The sequence below is a fragment of the Pelagimonas phthalicica genome (assembly GCF_004364805.1).
Lineage (GTDB): Bacteria > Pseudomonadota > Alphaproteobacteria > Rhodobacterales > Rhodobacteraceae > Pelagimonas > Pelagimonas phthalicica.
Window position 1 is genome coordinate 1 of the sequence record NZ_SOAP01000006.1, and the last position, 15,824, is coordinate 15,824.

19 protein-coding genes are annotated in these 15,824 nt (G+C 59.2%); 14 read left to right on the forward strand and 5 right to left on the reverse strand.

All coding sequences use genetic code 11. From position 1 onward, the window contains the following. Nucleotides 1-29: 29 nt before the first annotated feature. The 6 genes from CLV87_RS22505 (at nucleotide 30) to CLV87_RS22530 (ending at nucleotide 4,125) form a co-directional block, all read left to right on the forward strand. The gene (locus CLV87_RS22505) at nucleotides 30-371 is read left to right on the forward strand and encodes a hypothetical protein (protein WP_133840884.1); all 342 of its coding nucleotides are present in this window, start codon (nucleotides 30-32) and stop codon (nucleotides 369-371) included. Between the two features lie 30 nt (nucleotides 372-401). Further along, on the forward strand, nucleotides 402-1,322 hold the full coding sequence (locus CLV87_RS22510) for an alpha/beta fold hydrolase (RefSeq protein WP_099249542.1): 921 nt from the start codon (nucleotides 402-404) through the stop codon (nucleotides 1,320-1,322). Between the two features lie 215 nt (nucleotides 1,323-1,537). Next, nucleotides 1,538-2,755: a type II secretion system F family protein gene (locus CLV87_RS22515; RefSeq protein ID WP_099249544.1), complete on the forward strand. Its 1,218-nt coding sequence runs from the start codon at nucleotides 1,538-1,540 to the stop codon at nucleotides 2,753-2,755. Next, entirely contained in the window at nucleotides 2,739-3,128 is a 390-nt protein-coding gene (locus CLV87_RS22520; RefSeq protein WP_099249546.1) for a pilus assembly FimT family protein, read from the forward strand. The genes CLV87_RS22515 and CLV87_RS22520 overlap by 17 nt, the downstream gene beginning before the upstream one ends. Next, nucleotides 3,125-3,505 (forward strand): hypothetical protein, encoded by a 381-nt coding sequence (locus CLV87_RS22525; RefSeq protein ID WP_099249548.1) that lies wholly within the window; start codon nucleotides 3,125-3,127, stop codon nucleotides 3,503-3,505. The genes CLV87_RS22520 and CLV87_RS22525 overlap by 4 nt, the downstream gene beginning before the upstream one ends. Next, nucleotides 3,502-4,125: a type II secretion system protein GspJ gene (locus CLV87_RS22530; protein WP_099249550.1), complete on the forward strand. Its 624-nt coding sequence runs from the start codon at nucleotides 3,502-3,504 to the stop codon at nucleotides 4,123-4,125. The genes CLV87_RS22525 and CLV87_RS22530 overlap by 4 nt, the downstream gene beginning before the upstream one ends. Nucleotides 4,126-4,318: 193 nt before the next feature. Here the strand turns inward: CLV87_RS22530 and CLV87_RS22535 are convergent, their stop codons facing one another. From CLV87_RS22535 to CLV87_RS22545, 3 genes are all read right to left on the reverse strand, one after another. Then, the gene (locus CLV87_RS22535; RefSeq protein WP_099249552.1) at nucleotides 4,319-4,735 is read right to left on the reverse strand and encodes a VOC family protein; all 417 of its coding nucleotides are present in this window, start codon (nucleotides 4,733-4,735) and stop codon (nucleotides 4,319-4,321) included. Nucleotides 4,736-4,755: 20 nt separating this feature from the next. Beyond that, a complete protein-coding gene (gene gspG / locus CLV87_RS22540; RefSeq protein WP_099249554.1) occupies nucleotides 4,756-5,190 on the reverse strand; it encodes a type II secretion system major pseudopilin GspG in 435 nt (144 codons plus the stop codon). Nucleotides 5,191-5,268: 78 nt separating this feature from the next. Next, entirely contained in the window at nucleotides 5,269-5,787 is a 519-nt protein-coding gene (locus tag CLV87_RS22545) for a prepilin peptidase (RefSeq protein WP_099249556.1), read from the reverse strand. Between the two features lie 239 nt (nucleotides 5,788-6,026). Between CLV87_RS22545 and repA the strand changes: the two genes are divergently transcribed. The 4 genes from repA to CLV87_RS22565 all read left to right on the forward strand — a co-directional run bounded on the left by repA (nucleotide 6,027) and on the right by CLV87_RS22565 (nucleotide 9,929). Then, a complete protein-coding gene (gene repA, locus CLV87_RS22550; RefSeq protein WP_099249558.1) occupies nucleotides 6,027-7,205 on the forward strand; it encodes a plasmid partitioning protein RepA in 1,179 nt (392 codons plus the stop codon). Between the two features lies 1 nt (nucleotide 7,206). Continuing rightward, entirely contained in the window at nucleotides 7,207-8,253 is a 1,047-nt protein-coding gene (gene repB / locus CLV87_RS22555) for a plasmid partitioning protein RepB (RefSeq protein WP_099249560.1), read from the forward strand. Nucleotides 8,254-8,432: 179 nt separating this feature from the next. Beyond that, nucleotides 8,433-9,635: a plasmid replication protein RepC gene (repC, locus tag CLV87_RS22560; RefSeq protein ID WP_099249562.1), complete on the forward strand. Its 1,203-nt coding sequence runs from the start codon at nucleotides 8,433-8,435 to the stop codon at nucleotides 9,633-9,635. Between the two features lie 51 nt (nucleotides 9,636-9,686). Further along, nucleotides 9,687-9,929, forward strand: coding sequence for a hypothetical protein (locus tag CLV87_RS22565; protein WP_133840885.1), 243 nt, complete (start codon nucleotides 9,687-9,689; stop codon nucleotides 9,927-9,929). Here CLV87_RS22565 and CLV87_RS22570 read toward each other — a convergent pair. Next, nucleotides 9,891-11,132 (reverse strand): urate hydroxylase PuuD, encoded by a 1,242-nt coding sequence (locus tag CLV87_RS22570; RefSeq protein ID WP_099249564.1) that lies wholly within the window; start codon nucleotides 11,130-11,132, stop codon nucleotides 9,891-9,893. The genes CLV87_RS22565 and CLV87_RS22570 overlap by 39 nt on opposite strands. Nucleotides 11,133-11,241: 109 nt before the next feature. Here CLV87_RS22570 and CLV87_RS22575 point away from each other — a divergent pair, with 109 nt between their 5' ends. Next, entirely contained in the window at nucleotides 11,242-12,147 is a 906-nt protein-coding gene (locus tag CLV87_RS22575; RefSeq protein ID WP_099249566.1) for a LysR family transcriptional regulator, read from the forward strand. 10 nt (nucleotides 12,148-12,157) lie between these two features. On the opposite strand, the gene CLV87_RS22580 is transcribed toward CLV87_RS22575, so the two are convergent. Beyond that, nucleotides 12,158-12,385 (reverse strand): helix-turn-helix domain-containing protein, encoded by a 228-nt coding sequence (locus CLV87_RS22580; protein WP_099249568.1) that lies wholly within the window; start codon nucleotides 12,383-12,385, stop codon nucleotides 12,158-12,160. A 195-nt stretch (nucleotides 12,386-12,580) separates the two neighbouring features. Here CLV87_RS22580 and CLV87_RS22585 point away from each other — a divergent pair, with 195 nt between their 5' ends. From CLV87_RS22585 to CLV87_RS22595, 3 genes are all read left to right on the forward strand, one after another. Next, nucleotides 12,581-13,459: a helix-turn-helix domain-containing protein gene (locus CLV87_RS22585; RefSeq protein WP_133840886.1), complete on the forward strand. Its 879-nt coding sequence runs from the start codon at nucleotides 12,581-12,583 to the stop codon at nucleotides 13,457-13,459. A gap of 93 nt (nucleotides 13,460-13,552) precedes the next feature. After that, nucleotides 13,553-14,308, forward strand: a complete 756-nt coding sequence (locus tag CLV87_RS22590; RefSeq protein WP_133840887.1) for a hypothetical protein — start codon at nucleotides 13,553-13,555, stop codon at nucleotides 14,306-14,308. Between the two features lie 104 nt (nucleotides 14,309-14,412). Beyond that, entirely contained in the window at nucleotides 14,413-15,552 is a 1,140-nt protein-coding gene (locus tag CLV87_RS22595; protein WP_166652830.1) for an MFS transporter, read from the forward strand. Nucleotides 15,553-15,824: the final 272 nt, after the last annotated feature.

A 15,824-nucleotide genomic window follows, 5' to 3' on the forward strand; every position in this document is an offset into this window, starting at 1 on the left:
CATTTGACCCGATAGTGATGTAGCTAATCATGAATTCTCTCTTTTACATGAGCATATTGCGCGCCTCAAATTTAGACGCGAATTCAGAACCAAAGAATGGTTGTGTGGGAGAGGCTCAAGCAATCATGGTCATCCTGATAGCGACCAAAGGACAATGGGTCAACGGCAGCTTTGTCCGCACAGCCGACATTCGCTCTCCGTCTCTAACAGTACTTAACTGCGCCAATTTCAGCAAAAGCAAAGCCAACAAGCAACAAGGACGAAACCCCACAAGGCTCAAACAGCCCACAGTCTCTGAACTCCCCCAAAATCCACCTAATCGCAAAAACCCTCTTCCCAAAACTGAACCAATCGGTTTACAAGGCTTCTGAACTGTTCGGTTCACTTTGTGAGGAGAGAGTATGAAGCGCATTGTCCTAAGTGTGGTGATCCTGTTGGCGGGCCTGTTTGCCGCGTCCGAGATCTGGCCCTCCAAAGCTGCCAAAGTGATCCTGTCCGGCCTGCATCTCTTTACCGGGATGAGCCCGCAACAGGTCGAGACTCCCATCGGTCCGGTTGGTTATCTGCGCGGCGGGTCCGGCGAGACGGTCGTTTTGCTGCATGGCATCTTTGCCCGCAAGGAACACTGGCTCGACATGTCGCGCCAAGTGTCGGGCTATGATCTTGTCATGCTCGATCTGCCCGGTTTTGGCGATAATCCGGTGCTGGACGGGGCCGAATACGCCTATGACCGGCAGGTCGCCAATGTCTTTGCCACTCTGGATGCGCTGGGGATCAAGGACTTTCACCTTGTCGGCAATTCCATGGGGTCGCAGATCGCGACCATGATGGCCGCCGCGCGCCCCGATCAGATCAAGACGATTTCCTATATCGGCAGCCCGGTTGGCGTCACCGCCCCCACCCCGTCGGATATGGAGCGCGTCATTGCCGAGGGCACCGCGCCCCTGGTTGTGCGCACGGCGACCCAGTACCAAGACCGCATGGCCTGGCTCTTTCCCAAAGAGCCCTTCCTGCCCCGCCCTCTGGCGCGCGAATGGCGCGAGGCCGAGATCACCCGCGCCGATAGCAACCAGATGATCTGGGACCGGGTGAATGCCTCTCTGATCACCCCCACCGATCAAATCGCCCCGCAGCTGACCGTGCCGTCGCTGGTGATCTGGTGCCGCGATGATCGCATCTTTCACCCCACCGGCGCCGCAGTTCTGGATGCGGCCCTGCCCGATAACACCCTGATTACACCGTCCGGCTGTGGGCACCTGCCCATGCTCGACCGCCCCAAGGAAACCGGCCAGGAGCTGCGCGCCTTCCTCGACAAACACTGAGCTTTGCGACCTCCCTCGTCCCGTCTCCTGAGGTGTCGCAAAGAAAGGCAGGTGGCCCCCGGCCCCTGCCTTTTGTTTTTTGCACCGATGTTGCAGGTGAGACCGGCCATCAGGCCGGGCAAGCAGCGCCCGGAAACCCAGTGTTGCCGCACAAATCATTGACGCCCCCGCCCCCGCAGGCCACTCTATGCGTCGACCCGAATTTGTGAAATGACATGCCCCGCTTTGCCTACAGCGCCTATGACCCCTCCGGCAAGATCATCCACGGAGAGCTGACCTCGGCCAGTGAGCTTGAGGCGCTGGACAGTTTGGCGGCCAAGGGGCTGACTCCGGTGCAGGTTTCGGCGGGGGGCTCTGCGCTGCCCTGGTATCAGCGCGAGTTTTCCCTGTCGGGCACGTCCGGCGCGCTGAAACCTGCCGCGATCGAACGCTTTTTCAACGGGTTTTCCGCCCTGCTCTCCTCCAGCTTTCCGCTGGTCAATGCCTTGAAATACAGCGCCGAACAGGCGCAGGATCCGGCCACACGCCGCGCCCTGTCCCGCCTTGGCGACTCTATCGAAAACGGTGCCAGCCTGCAGGCCGCCATGGCCGAGATTGACCCGGCTTTCCCCCCGCGCCTGCAAACGCTGGTCGGGGTCGGCGAAAGCTCCAACACCCTGGCTGAGGTCAGCGCCCGCATCGCCGCCATGCTGGCCAGCCAGGCCCGCATGCGACGCGAGCTGCGCAGCGCCCTGATCTATCCGGCCATCCTGCTGGTCATGTCTGCCCTCGTGCTTGGCCTGATCGTCTTTTACCTTGTCCCAACCCTCGAACCGGTCTTTCGCAGCGCACAGGCCCCCCTGCCCTTGCCCCTGCAACTGATGTCGGGCTTTCGCCAAACGGTTCTAGACGCCTGGCCGCTGCTGTTAGGCCTTTTCGCCGCTTTGCTTGTGCTAGGCTTCGCCCTGCGCACACACATGCAACGGGGATTGGCAGCGCTGGCCACGCGCCTGCCGGTGATCGGCCCCTTTCTGCGCCAACGCGCGACGCTGGACATCTGCCAATCGCTCTCGCTCATGCTGGGCTCGGGCGCGACGCTCAGCCAGGCCCTGACCACCGCCGAGCAATCCAGCCTCAACCCGGCCTATACCGCCCTCCTCGCCCAAGCGAGCGAGCGGATCACCTCCGGCGGCACTCTGTCGCAAACCTTGCTTGGCAATCCCTTGATCGACCAAATGACTGCCACGCTCTTGCAGGCGGGCGAAGAGGCAGACCGCCTGCCCCAGGTGCTCGACACCGCCACCGCGGATCTCAGCGACCGCACCAGCCGCACCTTAGCGCAGCTGATCCAGATGCTGACCCCGGTTCTGACCCTGCTGATCGGCTTTAGCGTTGGCGCTGTGATCCTGTCGACCATTGCCGCGATCATGGATCTCAATGACATTGCGCTCTAAGCCCGCGCCGCGCCGCTCCCGCGCCGGCCTCACCCTGTTCGAGGCGCTCTTATCCCTCGCGCTGCTGTCCCTCATCACCGCCGTCGCCATTGCCGGTCTGCGTGGCCCCTCGCCAAGCGTGCGCCTGCACCGCGCCGCCGCCGAGCTGCAAACCCAAATCTCCGAGGCCCGCCTGCGCGCCATTGATCAAAACATCCTGCAGGTCCTCACCCTGTCCGAGGCCGCCTGTGACGCCATCGCGCCCAGTGTGACGCTCTACCCCGATGGCACCGTCCAAGGCGGGCCGTTTTGCCTGTTTGAGCTGGAACAGAGCCTGATTTTGCATCTCGACCCCGTCACAGGAAAGCTGAACAGGGACGAGGATCACCCATGATCCGCCGCTCCCCGCCCAAATCCCGCCGCGCCGGGTATTCCCTGTTTGAAACCCTGCTGGCCTTTGCGCTTTTGGCGGCGGTTCTGGCGGTGCTCTTGCCGGGGCAATCCCAGCTCTTGAAACGGTTCAGTCGCAGCTCCGAGGCGGTCCTGGCACAGGATTACACCCATTCCCTTTTGGACCTGATCGGCTTGGACGAGGCCCCGCAGCCGCGCGCCTCTCATTTCGCTTATCGGGATTGGACCATCAGCCAGGACATCACCGGCCATCCCGAGATTTCGGGGTTTTTGCGTGTCACAGTGACTGTTTTTGATGATCGCGGCCGGGTCTTGGCCGGGGGCAGCCGGGATGTGGCGCGGGGTGGGGTGTTGCAATGATCTTTCGCCGCTCTCACCCGCAGTCTGCCCCCCTGCCCCGCCGTTCCCGCGCCGGTCTCAGCCTTTTTGAGCTGCTCTTGTCCTTGGCTCTGCTTGCGGCGATTTCGGCGGCGATTGCCTCCAGTCTCGGCCTGTCCCTGCGGGTCTATGATCGCAGCCAAGAACTGGACAGTGCCAGCACGCCCATCACCGCTCGCCTGCATCTGCGCAGCTATCTGCACAAGGCCGCCGTGCCCTTTTTGATGTTGCCCTTTGAGACCGGATTTTCCGGACAGCCCGAGAGGTTCCGCTTTACTTCGCTGGCCACCTCCGGCCTTGCGCCTGACGCGGCCGGGCTGCGTGTTGCGGTGCGTCGAGACGGCGAAACCCTGGTGATGCAGGTCGATCAATTCAGCGATCTTGGCGCGGTGATGCGCAGCGAAACCCGTATTTTGGCCGAAACAGTGACTGATTTGCGCTTTGCCTATTACAACACTGCCGCCTCGCCCCCGGCTTGGCAAAGCACCTGGCCGACCTCAGACCCCAACCTCCCCCAAGCCATCCGCATCACCGCCGCCCCCGGCAGCACCCCGGACTGGCCGGATTTCGTGGTCCGCCTGCGTTTGGGGGTGCAGCCGTAATGGCTAAACTGGAATTCGAACGGAACAGAGGTTCGCGCCCGAGCCCGTGGGTGGGCCTTGCTCGGCTTCTGAACCACACAAAACACTTAAAACGTTACAAGGAAACGAGATGTGGCATCATTCGCGCCCGCCCTGGGGGGCGGGGTCGGGCGCGAACCGGATTGCAAGCAATCCGGTGCATCAATGCTTTTAGTTATCCTTCCCGCCCCGGTTCGTTCGGGTCACTGGAATACAGTGCGATCTTGTTGCCCTGCGGGTCGCGCAGATAGGCGACGTAGAAATACGCGCCGTAATCGGCGCGAAATCCCGGCGCGCCTTCGTCTTTGCCACCGGCCTTCAGCGCGGTGGCATATAAATCGCGCACCTGCTGCTGGCTTTGGGCCTCAAAGGCCACCATGGTGCCATTCCCGTTCGACGCCCTTTGCCCGTCAAAGGGCGGTTTCACGTAGAAATCTGGCGAAATGGGGCGCTCGCCCTCGGCCACGGGCAGGGCAAAGCTCAGCCCCTCGGGCCCTTCGCTGAATCCGTAGCCAAGCGCGGGAAGGAAGGCGTTATAAAACCGCTTGGCGGCCCCCAGATCATCCACTCCGACGGTCACATAGCCAATCATTCGCTTGCACTCCCCCAGGGTCAGCTCAGATCCGCATCCTCGCCACTACCGCCACGCACCCCGTCGCGCCCCAGGCTTTCGACCTTGAAATTGCCGTTGTCAGTGGGTGGTTCGTACAAATAGGCCCGTCCCCAAGGATCGCTCAGCGCCTCTTCGGCCTCCAGATAGGGGCCAGACCAGTCCGGGCTGGCCGCAGGCGCGGTGAACAGCACCGCCAGCCCCTCTTCGCGCGACGGATAGCGGCCCGTATCGATGTAAAACAACTGCAAAGCATTGCCGATCTGCTCGATCTGCAGCGCGGCGGTTTCCGATTTCGCCTTGCCGAGATACCCCACCAGACGCGGCCCCACCACGGCAGCAATCATGGCGATGATCGCCAGCACCACCAGCACCTCCAGAATGGTCGCCCCGCGGCGTTTTTGTCGGTCAACAATCTGGCGAGAAGTCATCATCATAAAATCGGTCCTTTATTCGCGCTGACCAAAGCGCAAACCCGCCCGCCGCGCAAGCCCCGCACCGCATTTACCCCGGTTCTACCCCAGTGCCAGCCAGACCGCCCAGCCCGAGGCAACCAGAAACGGCCCCAACGCCAAAGCCTGGTTTTCGACCCTATCACGGCGCAAAACCCCGTTGACCCCCATCAACAGCACCCCGGCCAGCGAGGCGATCAGCACCACATGCACGCTCGCCAAAGCGCCACATAGCAGGCCTATCGGCAGCATCAGTTTCACATCACCAAAGCCCAGGCCCACCTCACCGCGCGCCCGTTCAAACAGCGCCGCGATGCCCCAGAACAGCAGCGGCCAGATCACGCCCCCGGCGATATGGTCCCAGATCATCACGGGCCGCGCGAACCAAAGCCAGGCCGCCGCCAGCAGCGCCAACATGGCCGTCGCACTATCAGGGATCTCAAATGTCAGCATGTCCCAGACGCTGATCCAGATCATCACGCTCCCAATTCCCAGCGCAAAACCCAGCTCGTGATAGGGGAACAGCCAAAACAAGCCGGTATAGAGACTGATATGTATCGCAATCAGCAATCCCAGCTTCATCCCGGCCCCCTTTTCCCGCCAAAACACCCTATCGGCTCTTGTGCTATAGGCCAAGTCATCCACAAGCTGTGGAAAACCTCTTGCCAGAATCGCAATTTTGCGCGACTTATTTACGGAGAAAAGTGAATAAAACGCCCTAGAGCGTAACTTTGCAGTGGTCAGGCCCGGCCAGATCGCGCAAAACACCAAGATAAAGACCCCGAAAACGGGGCCATAAACAGAGGCAAGGCGGTGGCCAGATGAAGGATACAACCCTTCGCATTGATACCCTTGTGGGGGATCATGCACAAAAACTTTCCGAACGGCTGCAGGCGCATCGCGCCCAGCTCTTCCCCCCCAATGCGCAACGCACCCTGCGCACCTTCACCTCCGGTGAGGTTGCGACCCTTTTGGGGGTCAAGGATGCCTATCTGCGCAAGCTCCATCTTGAGGGGCGCGGCCCGCAGCCGGAAATCCGCGCTGGCGGGCGGCGCTATTACAGCCCGCAAGACATTCAGGCCCTGCGCACCCTTCTCGAACAAGGCGCAAAATCCCCCGGCACCTATCTGCCCGGGCGCCGCGAGGGGGATAAGCTTCAGGTGATCACCGTCATCAACTTCAAGGGCGGGTCGGGCAAAACCACCACCTCCGCCCATCTGGCGCAGAAAATGGCGCTGGATGGTTATCGCGTGTTGGCGATTGACCTTGACCCGCAGGCCAGTTTCTCGGCCCTGCACGGGTTTCAGCCGGAATTTGATCTGCTGGACGGCGGCACGCTGTATGATGCGATCCGCTATGACGACCCGGTGCCGCTGCGCGACATCATTCACAAGACCTATTTCACCAATCTCGACATTGTCCCTGGCAATCTCGACCTGATGGAATTTGAACACGAAACCCCGCGTGCTCTGGTCGACCGCGAGGGGTCGCTGTTCTTTACCCGCGTGGGCGAAGCCTTGGCCTCGGCCGAGGCCGATTATGATGTGGTGGTCATGGATTGTCCGCCGCAGCTGGGCTTTCTCACCATGTCGGCTTTGTCTGCTGCCACTGCCGTATTAGTCACTGTTCATCCCCAAATGCTTGATGTGATGTCCATGTGCCAGTTCCTGCTCATGACATCCAACCTGCTCGGAGTCGTGGCCGAGGCCGGGGGCGACATGTCTTATGATTGGCTGCGCTATGTGGTGACGCGCTACGAGCCCGGTGATGGCCCGCAGAACCAGATGGTGTCTTTCATGCGCTCGATGTTTGGCGAACATGTGCTGAATAACACGGTGCTGAAATCCACCGCCATATCTGATGCGGGGATCACCAAACAGACACTTTATGAGGTCGAAAAAACCGCCTTTACCCGGTCCACCTATGAACGGGCTATAGAATCGATCAATGCGGTGAATGGCGAAATCACTGATCTTATGCAACAGGCATGGGGGCGCTGATATGGCACGCAAGAACCTGCTTCAGGGATTGATGGGCGAAGAAAGCCCAGCCAAGGATGAGTCCAAGGCCCCCTCCCCTACCCCAGATGCCAAGGCCAAAACAGTCTCTAACTCTGCCAAAGGCGGCGATCAGATCGATCCGGCCCGCCCGCGTCGGTCTACCGGAGCGATTGGGGCGGTCAGCCAGTCCATTGCGCAACTCAAAAGCCGCTCAGTGCTTGAGATTGATCCGTTTGAGATCACCAATGGTGGTCTGTCCGATCGTCTGGAGCATGACGAGGCCGAACATCAGGCCCTGATGGCCTCGATCCAGGAATATGGCCAACAGGTCCCGGTTCTGGTCCGCCCGCATTCCGATGGCAAACATTCCTATCAGATCGTCTATGGCCGTCGCCGGGTTCTGGCGCTGCGTGATCTTGGTATCCCGGTCAAGGCGCTGGTGCGCGAGCTGGATGATGACGCGCTGGTCATGGCGCAGGGTCAGGAAAACTCCGCCCGGCGCGACCTGACCTTTATCGAAAAGTGTCATTTCGCCCATCAGATGCGCGAGGCCGGGTATAAACGCAAGGTGATCTGCGACGCTCTGTCTATAGATAAGACATTGATTTCACGTATGTTTTCCATTGTTGATAGGATCGGAATCCCCCTTGTGCGCACGATCGGATCAGCCCCTGGTATCGGACGCGATCGTTGGGCGGTTCTTGCGGATGAAATGGAGGAACGCTTTCTAACCTCTGACCGGCTCGCTAATGAGGTCGAGCTTTTGGCCGGAGGTCAGAGCTCGGCGGAAAAGTTTGAAATGGCGTTGAAAATGTGTGGTGTCGGCGATGGCCCAAAACCGGCCAAGCCCCCTGCCCCGCGTGGCCGCACAACGCATATCACCAGCAGCAACGGCTTTGAAATTGCCAAGGCGCTGCAAAAGGAATCCGAGGTCGTGCTGACCGTGCCCCGCACCGGCGAGGGCAAGTTTGGCGATTGGTTGGTGGAGAACCTCGAAGAGATCTATCGCGACTGGATCAGCCAGAGCGATGATGAGGCGGGTCAATAATGGCCCAAGAGCATAAAAAAAGGAGGCACAGCCCGCGTAAAAAGAAAGAGCCCCCCAGGAAGCAAATCCCAGAAGGCCCGTTCGTTCTCTAGACAATTACGAATCTAGGTCTTTCACTGTCCGGCTGTCAACTGCCGAACGCCCTTGGGCGACCAGATTTTTGCGCTTTGTGAAAATAAATGACCTATCATGCAACGACGCCTTTCGGGCAGCGGCCGGTGACGGCTGGCCTGCTGGAAAATGCCCGCGCCGCACGCGCGCCTGCCCCGGTTCCACGGGTGGATAAATGGCAACTCTTTCGTCAACTTTGCACCGGGCGTCTGGCCTTTGGTGTGACGGATCGCGAGCTGGGGGTTTTGAACGCTTTGCTCAGTTTTCTGCCGGAACAGTCTCTGGATTCTGGTGAAACGCTGACTGTTTTTCCTTCCAATCGTGCCCTCTCAGAGCGTGCCTATGGCATGGCCGAAAGCACCCTGCGCCGGCACCTCGCTGCCTTGGTGCGGTCCGGTCTGATCACACGGCAGGACAGCCCTAACGGCAAGCGTTACGCTCGCCGGGATCGCGGCGGCGAGATCACCCAGGCCTTCGGCTTTGACCTGCGCCCCCTGCTCTTGCGCGCGCGTGAGATTGCCGAGGCTGCGCAGGCCGCCGAGGACGCCGCCGCGCGGCTGAAATCTCTGCGCGAAACCGTGATGCTGAAAAAGCGCGATGCTTATAAGCTGGCGGAATATGGCGTGGCTGAGGGGTTGCCCGGCAATTGGGAGGAGATCCTGGATCAACTGGCTCTGTTACACCGCAACTCGCGTCGAAAACTGGATTTTGCGAGCTGGGAAGAGTTGCATACTGATGTGGATAATCTGCTGATCAAGGTGCTCGGGCTTGTGTCTGAAACAGAGGATATGAGCGGCAATGACGTCAATTCTGAGCGCCAGTTTCAGAATTCAAAACAGGATACTCTTGTATCTGAGCATTGCTTGGAAACAAGCGATGGGGCGAGCGAGCGTTCAGGTAATGAAGTTGTAAAGGATGAGAGCGAAATTCAGCATTCCCCTGCTTCGATCCGCGTTCCTTTGGCTTTGGTTCTCAAAGCTTGCCCGGATGTCATTCCTTATGCCAAAGACCCCATTCGCGATTGGCGGGATCTGTGTAAGACCACGCAGGTCGTGTCGGGCATGATGGGTATCAGCCGATCAGCACTGGATGAAGCGCGGGCGGCCATGGGCTCGGAATGCGCGGCGTCGGTCGTGGCTGGGATGTTGCAGCGGGTGGATGAGATCCGCAATCCCGGAGGATATTTGCGCAGCCTGACGGCCAAGGCGCAGCTGGGCAAATTCTCACCCGGGCCGATGATCATGTCATTGCTGAATCGTGAGACGTCTTAAAAGTTGACAGCTGTCAACTTTTTGCAGGGATCGGGTTTTGAGGAACGGAAAATGGGTGAAACGGCTCAAACGGTCAGAAAGTTGACAGCTGTCAACTTTTTGCAGGGATCGGGTTTTGAGGAACGGAAAATGGGTGAAACGGCTCAAACGGTCAGAAAGTTGACAGCTGTCAACTTTTTGCAGGGATCGGGTTTTGAGGAACGGAAAATGGGTGAAACGGCTCAAACGGTCAGAAAGTTGACAGCTGTCAACTTTTTAACCCTCTCCCCCGTCACGCGCCGCATGGTACCATGAGACAATATTAAGACGTTGCTGCATGTCCATTTCAACCGCGCTGGGGGGCGGCATGGCGTGGCTCAGCCCGGCCTGGAGGTAAATCTGATCCGCATGACGCAAAACATCGGCCTCGGTTTCCAGCACCACGCCTTTGGGGGCCCAGTGCATTCCATCCCAAGCGGGTTCGCGGGAATGGCACATGGAGCAGTTGCTGATCACCGCGTCATAGGCATCCTCAAATCCCGGTGCGGCGGCGTAGCTTTGTTCCAACACGCTCAGCGCGCGGGCCTCAGATTCCTCATAGGTGTCGCCGCCGGGATAGGTCGAGAGCCAGGCGATCACCAGCATGATCACCACGGTCACCGGCCAGGTCCAATTTGGCCCCGCGCCTGTTGCATGCATGGTGTTGAAATAATGCCGGATGGTCACGCCAGTCAGGAAGACCAGGCAGGCAATGATCCAGCTGTATTCCGTGGCAAAGGCCAGCGGGTAATGATTGGCCAGCATCAGAAACACGACCGGCAAGGTCAGATAGTTGTTATGGGTCGAGCGCAGCTTGGCGATCTTGCCGTATTTTGCGTCGGGTGTGCGCCCCGCAATCAAGTCAGCCACAACCACCCGCTGGTTTGGCATGATCTGAAAGAACACGTTGCCGGTCATGATTGTCGCCGTAAACGCCCCCAGATGCAGCAGCGCCGCGCGGCCGGTAAAGATCTGGTTATAGCCCCAGCTCATCACCACCAGAATGACAAAGAGCAGCAGCATCAACAGCGTCGGCTTTTCCCCCAGCGGAGATTTGCAGAGGAAATCATAAGCCAGCCAACCTAGGGTTAACGAACCGCCCGAAATCAAAATCCCTTGCCAAAGGGTTAAATCCGCCTTGCTGGGATCGAGCAGGAACAGCTCACCCCCAACCCAATAGACCACCATCAAAAGGGCAGCGCCGCTGACCCATGTGATATAGCTTTGCCATTTGTGCCAGATCAGATGTTCGGGCATGTTTTCCGGCGCGACCAGATATTTCTGGATGTGATAAAACCCGCCGCCATGAACCTGCCATTCCTCGCCATGCGCGCCTTTGGGCATATTTGGTGCCTGTTTCAGCCCCAGATCGAGGGCGATGAAAAAGAACGAAGCCCCGATCCAAGCCATGGCGCAAATCACATGCAGCCAACGGATGGAAAAGGCGATCCAATCCCAGAGGATGGCGAAATCATACATGCGGGCTCTCCTATATCGGTGCGGCGGTCGGTTTTGGCGCAGTCTAGTCGTGGCGTTTTTCTTCTGCTATTGCAGTTAAACCCCTAGCAGCATCAAAAAAATCCGAAGAATGTCCTATTTCGATAATATCCGTACCTTTGTCCGTGTCTATGAGCTGGGCAGCATGTCGGCGGCTGGACGGGATTTGCGGGTGTCGCCTGCTGTGACATCGTCCAGAATTTCACAGCTTGAGGATCATTTGGGCGTTCGGTTGTTCCAGCGCACCACGCGCAGCCTGACCCCGACGGAACAGGGCAAGACGTTTTACCAAGGGGCGAGCGAGATCCTGGAGGCGGTGGAGGCGGCCGAGGCGCAGATTGTCAATTTCACCGACAACCCCAAGGGCACGCTTTATGTGGCGGCTCCGCTTGGGGTGGGGCGGCGGTTGATCGCGCCGAAAGTGCCGGAGTTTCTGGAGCGCTACCCGGATATCAGCCTGCGCCTGCGCCTGACCGATCGCAAAGTGGATCTGACCACCGAGGGGCTGGATCTGGCGTTTTTCCTGGGCCAGCCCGCGGATAGCACGCTGCGGATGCGCAAGATTGCCGATGTGGAGCGCGTGCTTTGCGCGGCCCCGGATTATGTGGCGCGGCGTGGGATGCCCAAAGGCGGCGAGGATCTGGTGGACGATGGGCATGACTGCCTGAACCTGCGTTTTCCCGGCGCAACAGAGTTCCAATGGCCGTTGATGACGGGGCAGGGGGTGAAACGGTTCCGCGTGGCGGGGCGTTATGAATCTGATGACGGGGATGTGTTGACGGATTGGGCCTTGGCCGGGCAGGGGATAGCGCTAAAGCCGGTCTTTGAGGTGGCGGATCATCTGGCATCCGGGGCTTTGGTCGCCGTGGCGCAAGAGACGCCGCCAGAGCCGATCCAGATGGCCTGTCTTTACACCCATCGCCGCGGCCAGGACCCCAAGGCGCGGCTGTTCATGGATTTCATGGTGGCTCATATTGGGGCGGTGATAGCGGGGTAGGGCAGGGGGCTTAATCCTGACCCTTTAGAAAATCACTGGGCGGAATGCCAAAGAGTTCGCTAAGCTTGCAAAGGTCGCTCGCCGAAATTTGTTCGGTGCCGCGTTCGAAATTTCGAATCTGTTGCGGGTGCAGACCGGTGGCGATGGCCAGAGCGGTTTGCGACATGCCCGAGGCTTCACGCAGCTTTTGCAACGTTCGTCCCAGTTTTTCGTCGATATTATCGTGCGCAAGCGCCATTCATGAACCTTTGATACTCACTGATGCCCCGCCGTAATCGATACAGGGATTGACAGGGGGCGCGGGATTTACATTCCCGCAAGAGTTGTCTTTATTCAGGTGGAGACACTTTGAAAATTGTCTATTTTTGGTAAGGTTTTGAGGATAACTTGTCCATCAGCTGGATGATTTATCACCCACTAAGGGAGGGCGGCAGTGCGAGTAAAACGGGAAGCTGAGATTGCGACGGTCGATATGCTGCGCGCCTTTGTGTCTTTGTCCGAAAGTCAGAACCTGACCCGCACCTCTGAGGAGCTGGGGGTCACCCGTCAAACCATCCGCCGCCACATCAAGGATCTGGAAACGATCAAGGGTGAGATGCTGTTTGATGTCGGGCCGGGCGGCTATGCCTTGACCCAGTTTGGCACGACCAAGCTGGGCAGTGCGAAAAAGATCCTGCGCGATATCAAGGTCTGGTCACGGGATCAGGGGGTGATCCGGCGCAATGTTGGTGGGCTGGATGCGGTGCGGGTGCAAACCGAGTGCGGGCGGCTTTATGTGTCGCACCAGCACCCGATCAACAAAATCGCCGCCTCGGGACTGCCGCTGATGCAGGCGGGGCTGGCTTCTTGGGGGCAGGGGCAGACGCATATTGAACACCCGGCCATGGCGACGATCCGCCCCTATCTGCTGCTGTATCGGCGGATTGAAACCGGGTGGATCTGTGTCGAGGTCGGCGAGAAATCGGCCTATGCGCGCTGGTTCGGCTGGGCCTGGTCCAAAAGCGCGATTGGGCGGCTGTCAGAGGATGACAAGGTCGGGGATGATTTCAACGGGTTCATTGCTGATGCCTATGCGGAAATTCATGCCCATGGTGGCGTGCGGCTGGATCATCTCTATGCGCATTTGCCGCGCGGGTCAGAGGATCAGATCGCGCCGGTCAGTTTCCAGCGGCTGCTGATGGGCTGCGTGTTTCCCGATGGCACGCCCGCCTTGGCGGTGCTGGCGGTGATCACGGATCAGGTGGATTTGGGCGCGTTTGAGTTTGAACGGGAGCCCATGCCCAAGGAGATGATCATGGATGATGAGACCTAAGTTTGACTTAGGTCTGTGCAAAGAAGGGTGCGTTGAGTTGCGTTTGGTTGTTTTCTTGCTGTGGTTGTTAACCCCCTCAAGAAAGGAAAACCAATGTCTGCACGTAACCTGTATTCGATGATCGTCAATGTCGCCAATATCACCAATGAGCTGGGTGAGGTCGGGATGCGCCTGGAGATCGGGGATGATTTCTCGGTCTTTCGTGATCTGCGCAATGGGCAGGCGGATCGCTCGGGGATTTATCCAATGTTTGATGTCGCCTGTTCCTATGTCGACAAAAGCAATGCGTTTTGGGTCTGTGGCTATGATGCCAAGGGCGAGCTTGTCCATACGCAGGCGATCCGGCGGCTGGATCTGGGGACCGAGACGTTGGGCGAGCATCTGTTTGTGCATCGCCACAAATACATCACCCCAAACTCGACCCCCGACATGAACAAAACCCGGTATTCGGCCTTGCCCGCACTGGATCGCATCCATGGGCAGGTGTGTTATCACGGCGAGTTCTGGTTGAAGGGCGGCAAGGATGGCTATCGCAGTCAGGGGATGACGGCGCTGCTGTCGCGGGTGGTGTTTGAAATCGCGCTCAATATCTGGTCGCCGGATTTCGTTTTTGGTCTGGTGGAAACGGTGCTGGCCGAAAAAGGCGCGCCGGTGCGCTATGGCTACACCCATTGCGAACCCGGAGTTTGGCGCGGCCCGAATGACGAGGTGACGGCCGAGGAAGTTCTGGTCTGGATGAGCCGGGAGGATATGGTGCAATTCCTTGCCACCCCGCCCAAAGCCCTGTCCTGCGAGCGTCGCCTGCCCATGCGCGGAGAGCTTGGCGGCCCTGTGGCCGTTGTCGCCTGAAATCTGAACCGTGGCCAGAACGTCAACCCGGGTTGGCCACGGAGTTTGCCAGTTGGATTGGAGTAAATATGTCAGTAAATTCAGAATTTTACAGGGGCGATATTATGGCCCCCATTGTGGCGGGCGTCACCTTTGCGCTGGAAATTGTGTTGGTGCCTATGGTGTTGATCGCCCTCAGGGAAGATCTGCAGCTGACCGAGGCACAATTGCCCTGGGTCTATAACGCCTATTCCATTGCCGTCGCCCTGGCTGTGCTGGTTGGCGGCTGGTTGGGCGATCGGTTGGGGGTGCGGCAGGTCTTTGCGGCGGGGGTCAGCCTGTTTGCGCTGGGGGGCGTGATTGTCGCCCTGTCCGGGCAGTTTGAAACCTTTCTTTTGGGGCGCGTGTTGCAGGGGATTGGCGGGGGGCTGTTTTCGCCGCTGGTGCCGATCTTGCTGACCTCGGCGAGGTCAGAAAAACCCGGTAAGATTCTGATGATCTGGGGCAGCATTGCGGGCTATGTCGTCGCGCTTGTCCCGCTTTTAGGGGCGCAGGTTATTGCCGGGCTGGGCTGGAAACTGGTTTTTGTGGCGCTGGCTGTCATGGCTTTGCTGGCTTTTGCCGTTTCGCTGACGGTTTCAGCGGGGGCAGGGGCCAAGGCACCGGGCAGCCGTCCCGATCTAAGGGCCTTTGCAAGGCTGCTGGCCTCGCGCAGCTTGATGCAGGTTTATACCTATATCTTTTGCACCTATGGCTGCATCACCTTCTTTCTGTTCCATCTGCCGCTGGCTTTGGATGATGCCGGGGCGACAGCCGGGTTTGCCGGGGTGGTTCTGTGTGCTTTGTGGCTGAGTTTCGCCATGGCCAGCACGATGCTGAGCAATGCGGTGGATGGAAAGTGGATTGGTCCGATCAGTGTTGCAGCGCCGATTTGCCTGTTGCTTGGCGTGGCCTTGCTGGTTCACCTGCCGAGCAGTGCCGGTTTCCTCGCGGCGGCGATTGCCATCGGGGTTGGCTTTGCCTGTAGCAATGCGCCCTCGACCCAGCTGGTGCTGAAACATGCGCCGGAGGGTCTGCGCAGTTTGGCGAGCAGTCTGGACATCACGCTGGCCCGGCTGGGTGGTGTGGCGCTGGTGGCGGCATTGGCGGGGCGTGACGGGGCAGTTGTGCTGGGCTCTGTCGCGGTTTTGGTGCTGCTGTCGGTTCTGTGTATCTGGACCCTGACGCGGGGCAGGGGGCAGACCCCCCTGCGCGAAGGGGCGTGACAGAACAAGGCCCGCGAGACCGGAATGGTCCTGCGGGCCTTGCCTAATCAGAGCTTAAGTCAGGCGAACCAGTGGCGACCAGTCAACTCAACCTGATCCTAATCACTCGGAACTGAAATTCTTGCCATAGAGTTCATACCCCCGGATCGCTTGTGATCCGGTTCGCGCCCGACCCCGCCCCCAGGGCGGGCGCGAATTCGTCTCAACGTTTCAACAAGTTGTACGGTTATTTGATGCCACAACTCGTTTGCCAAGATTAGACGCGCCCACCC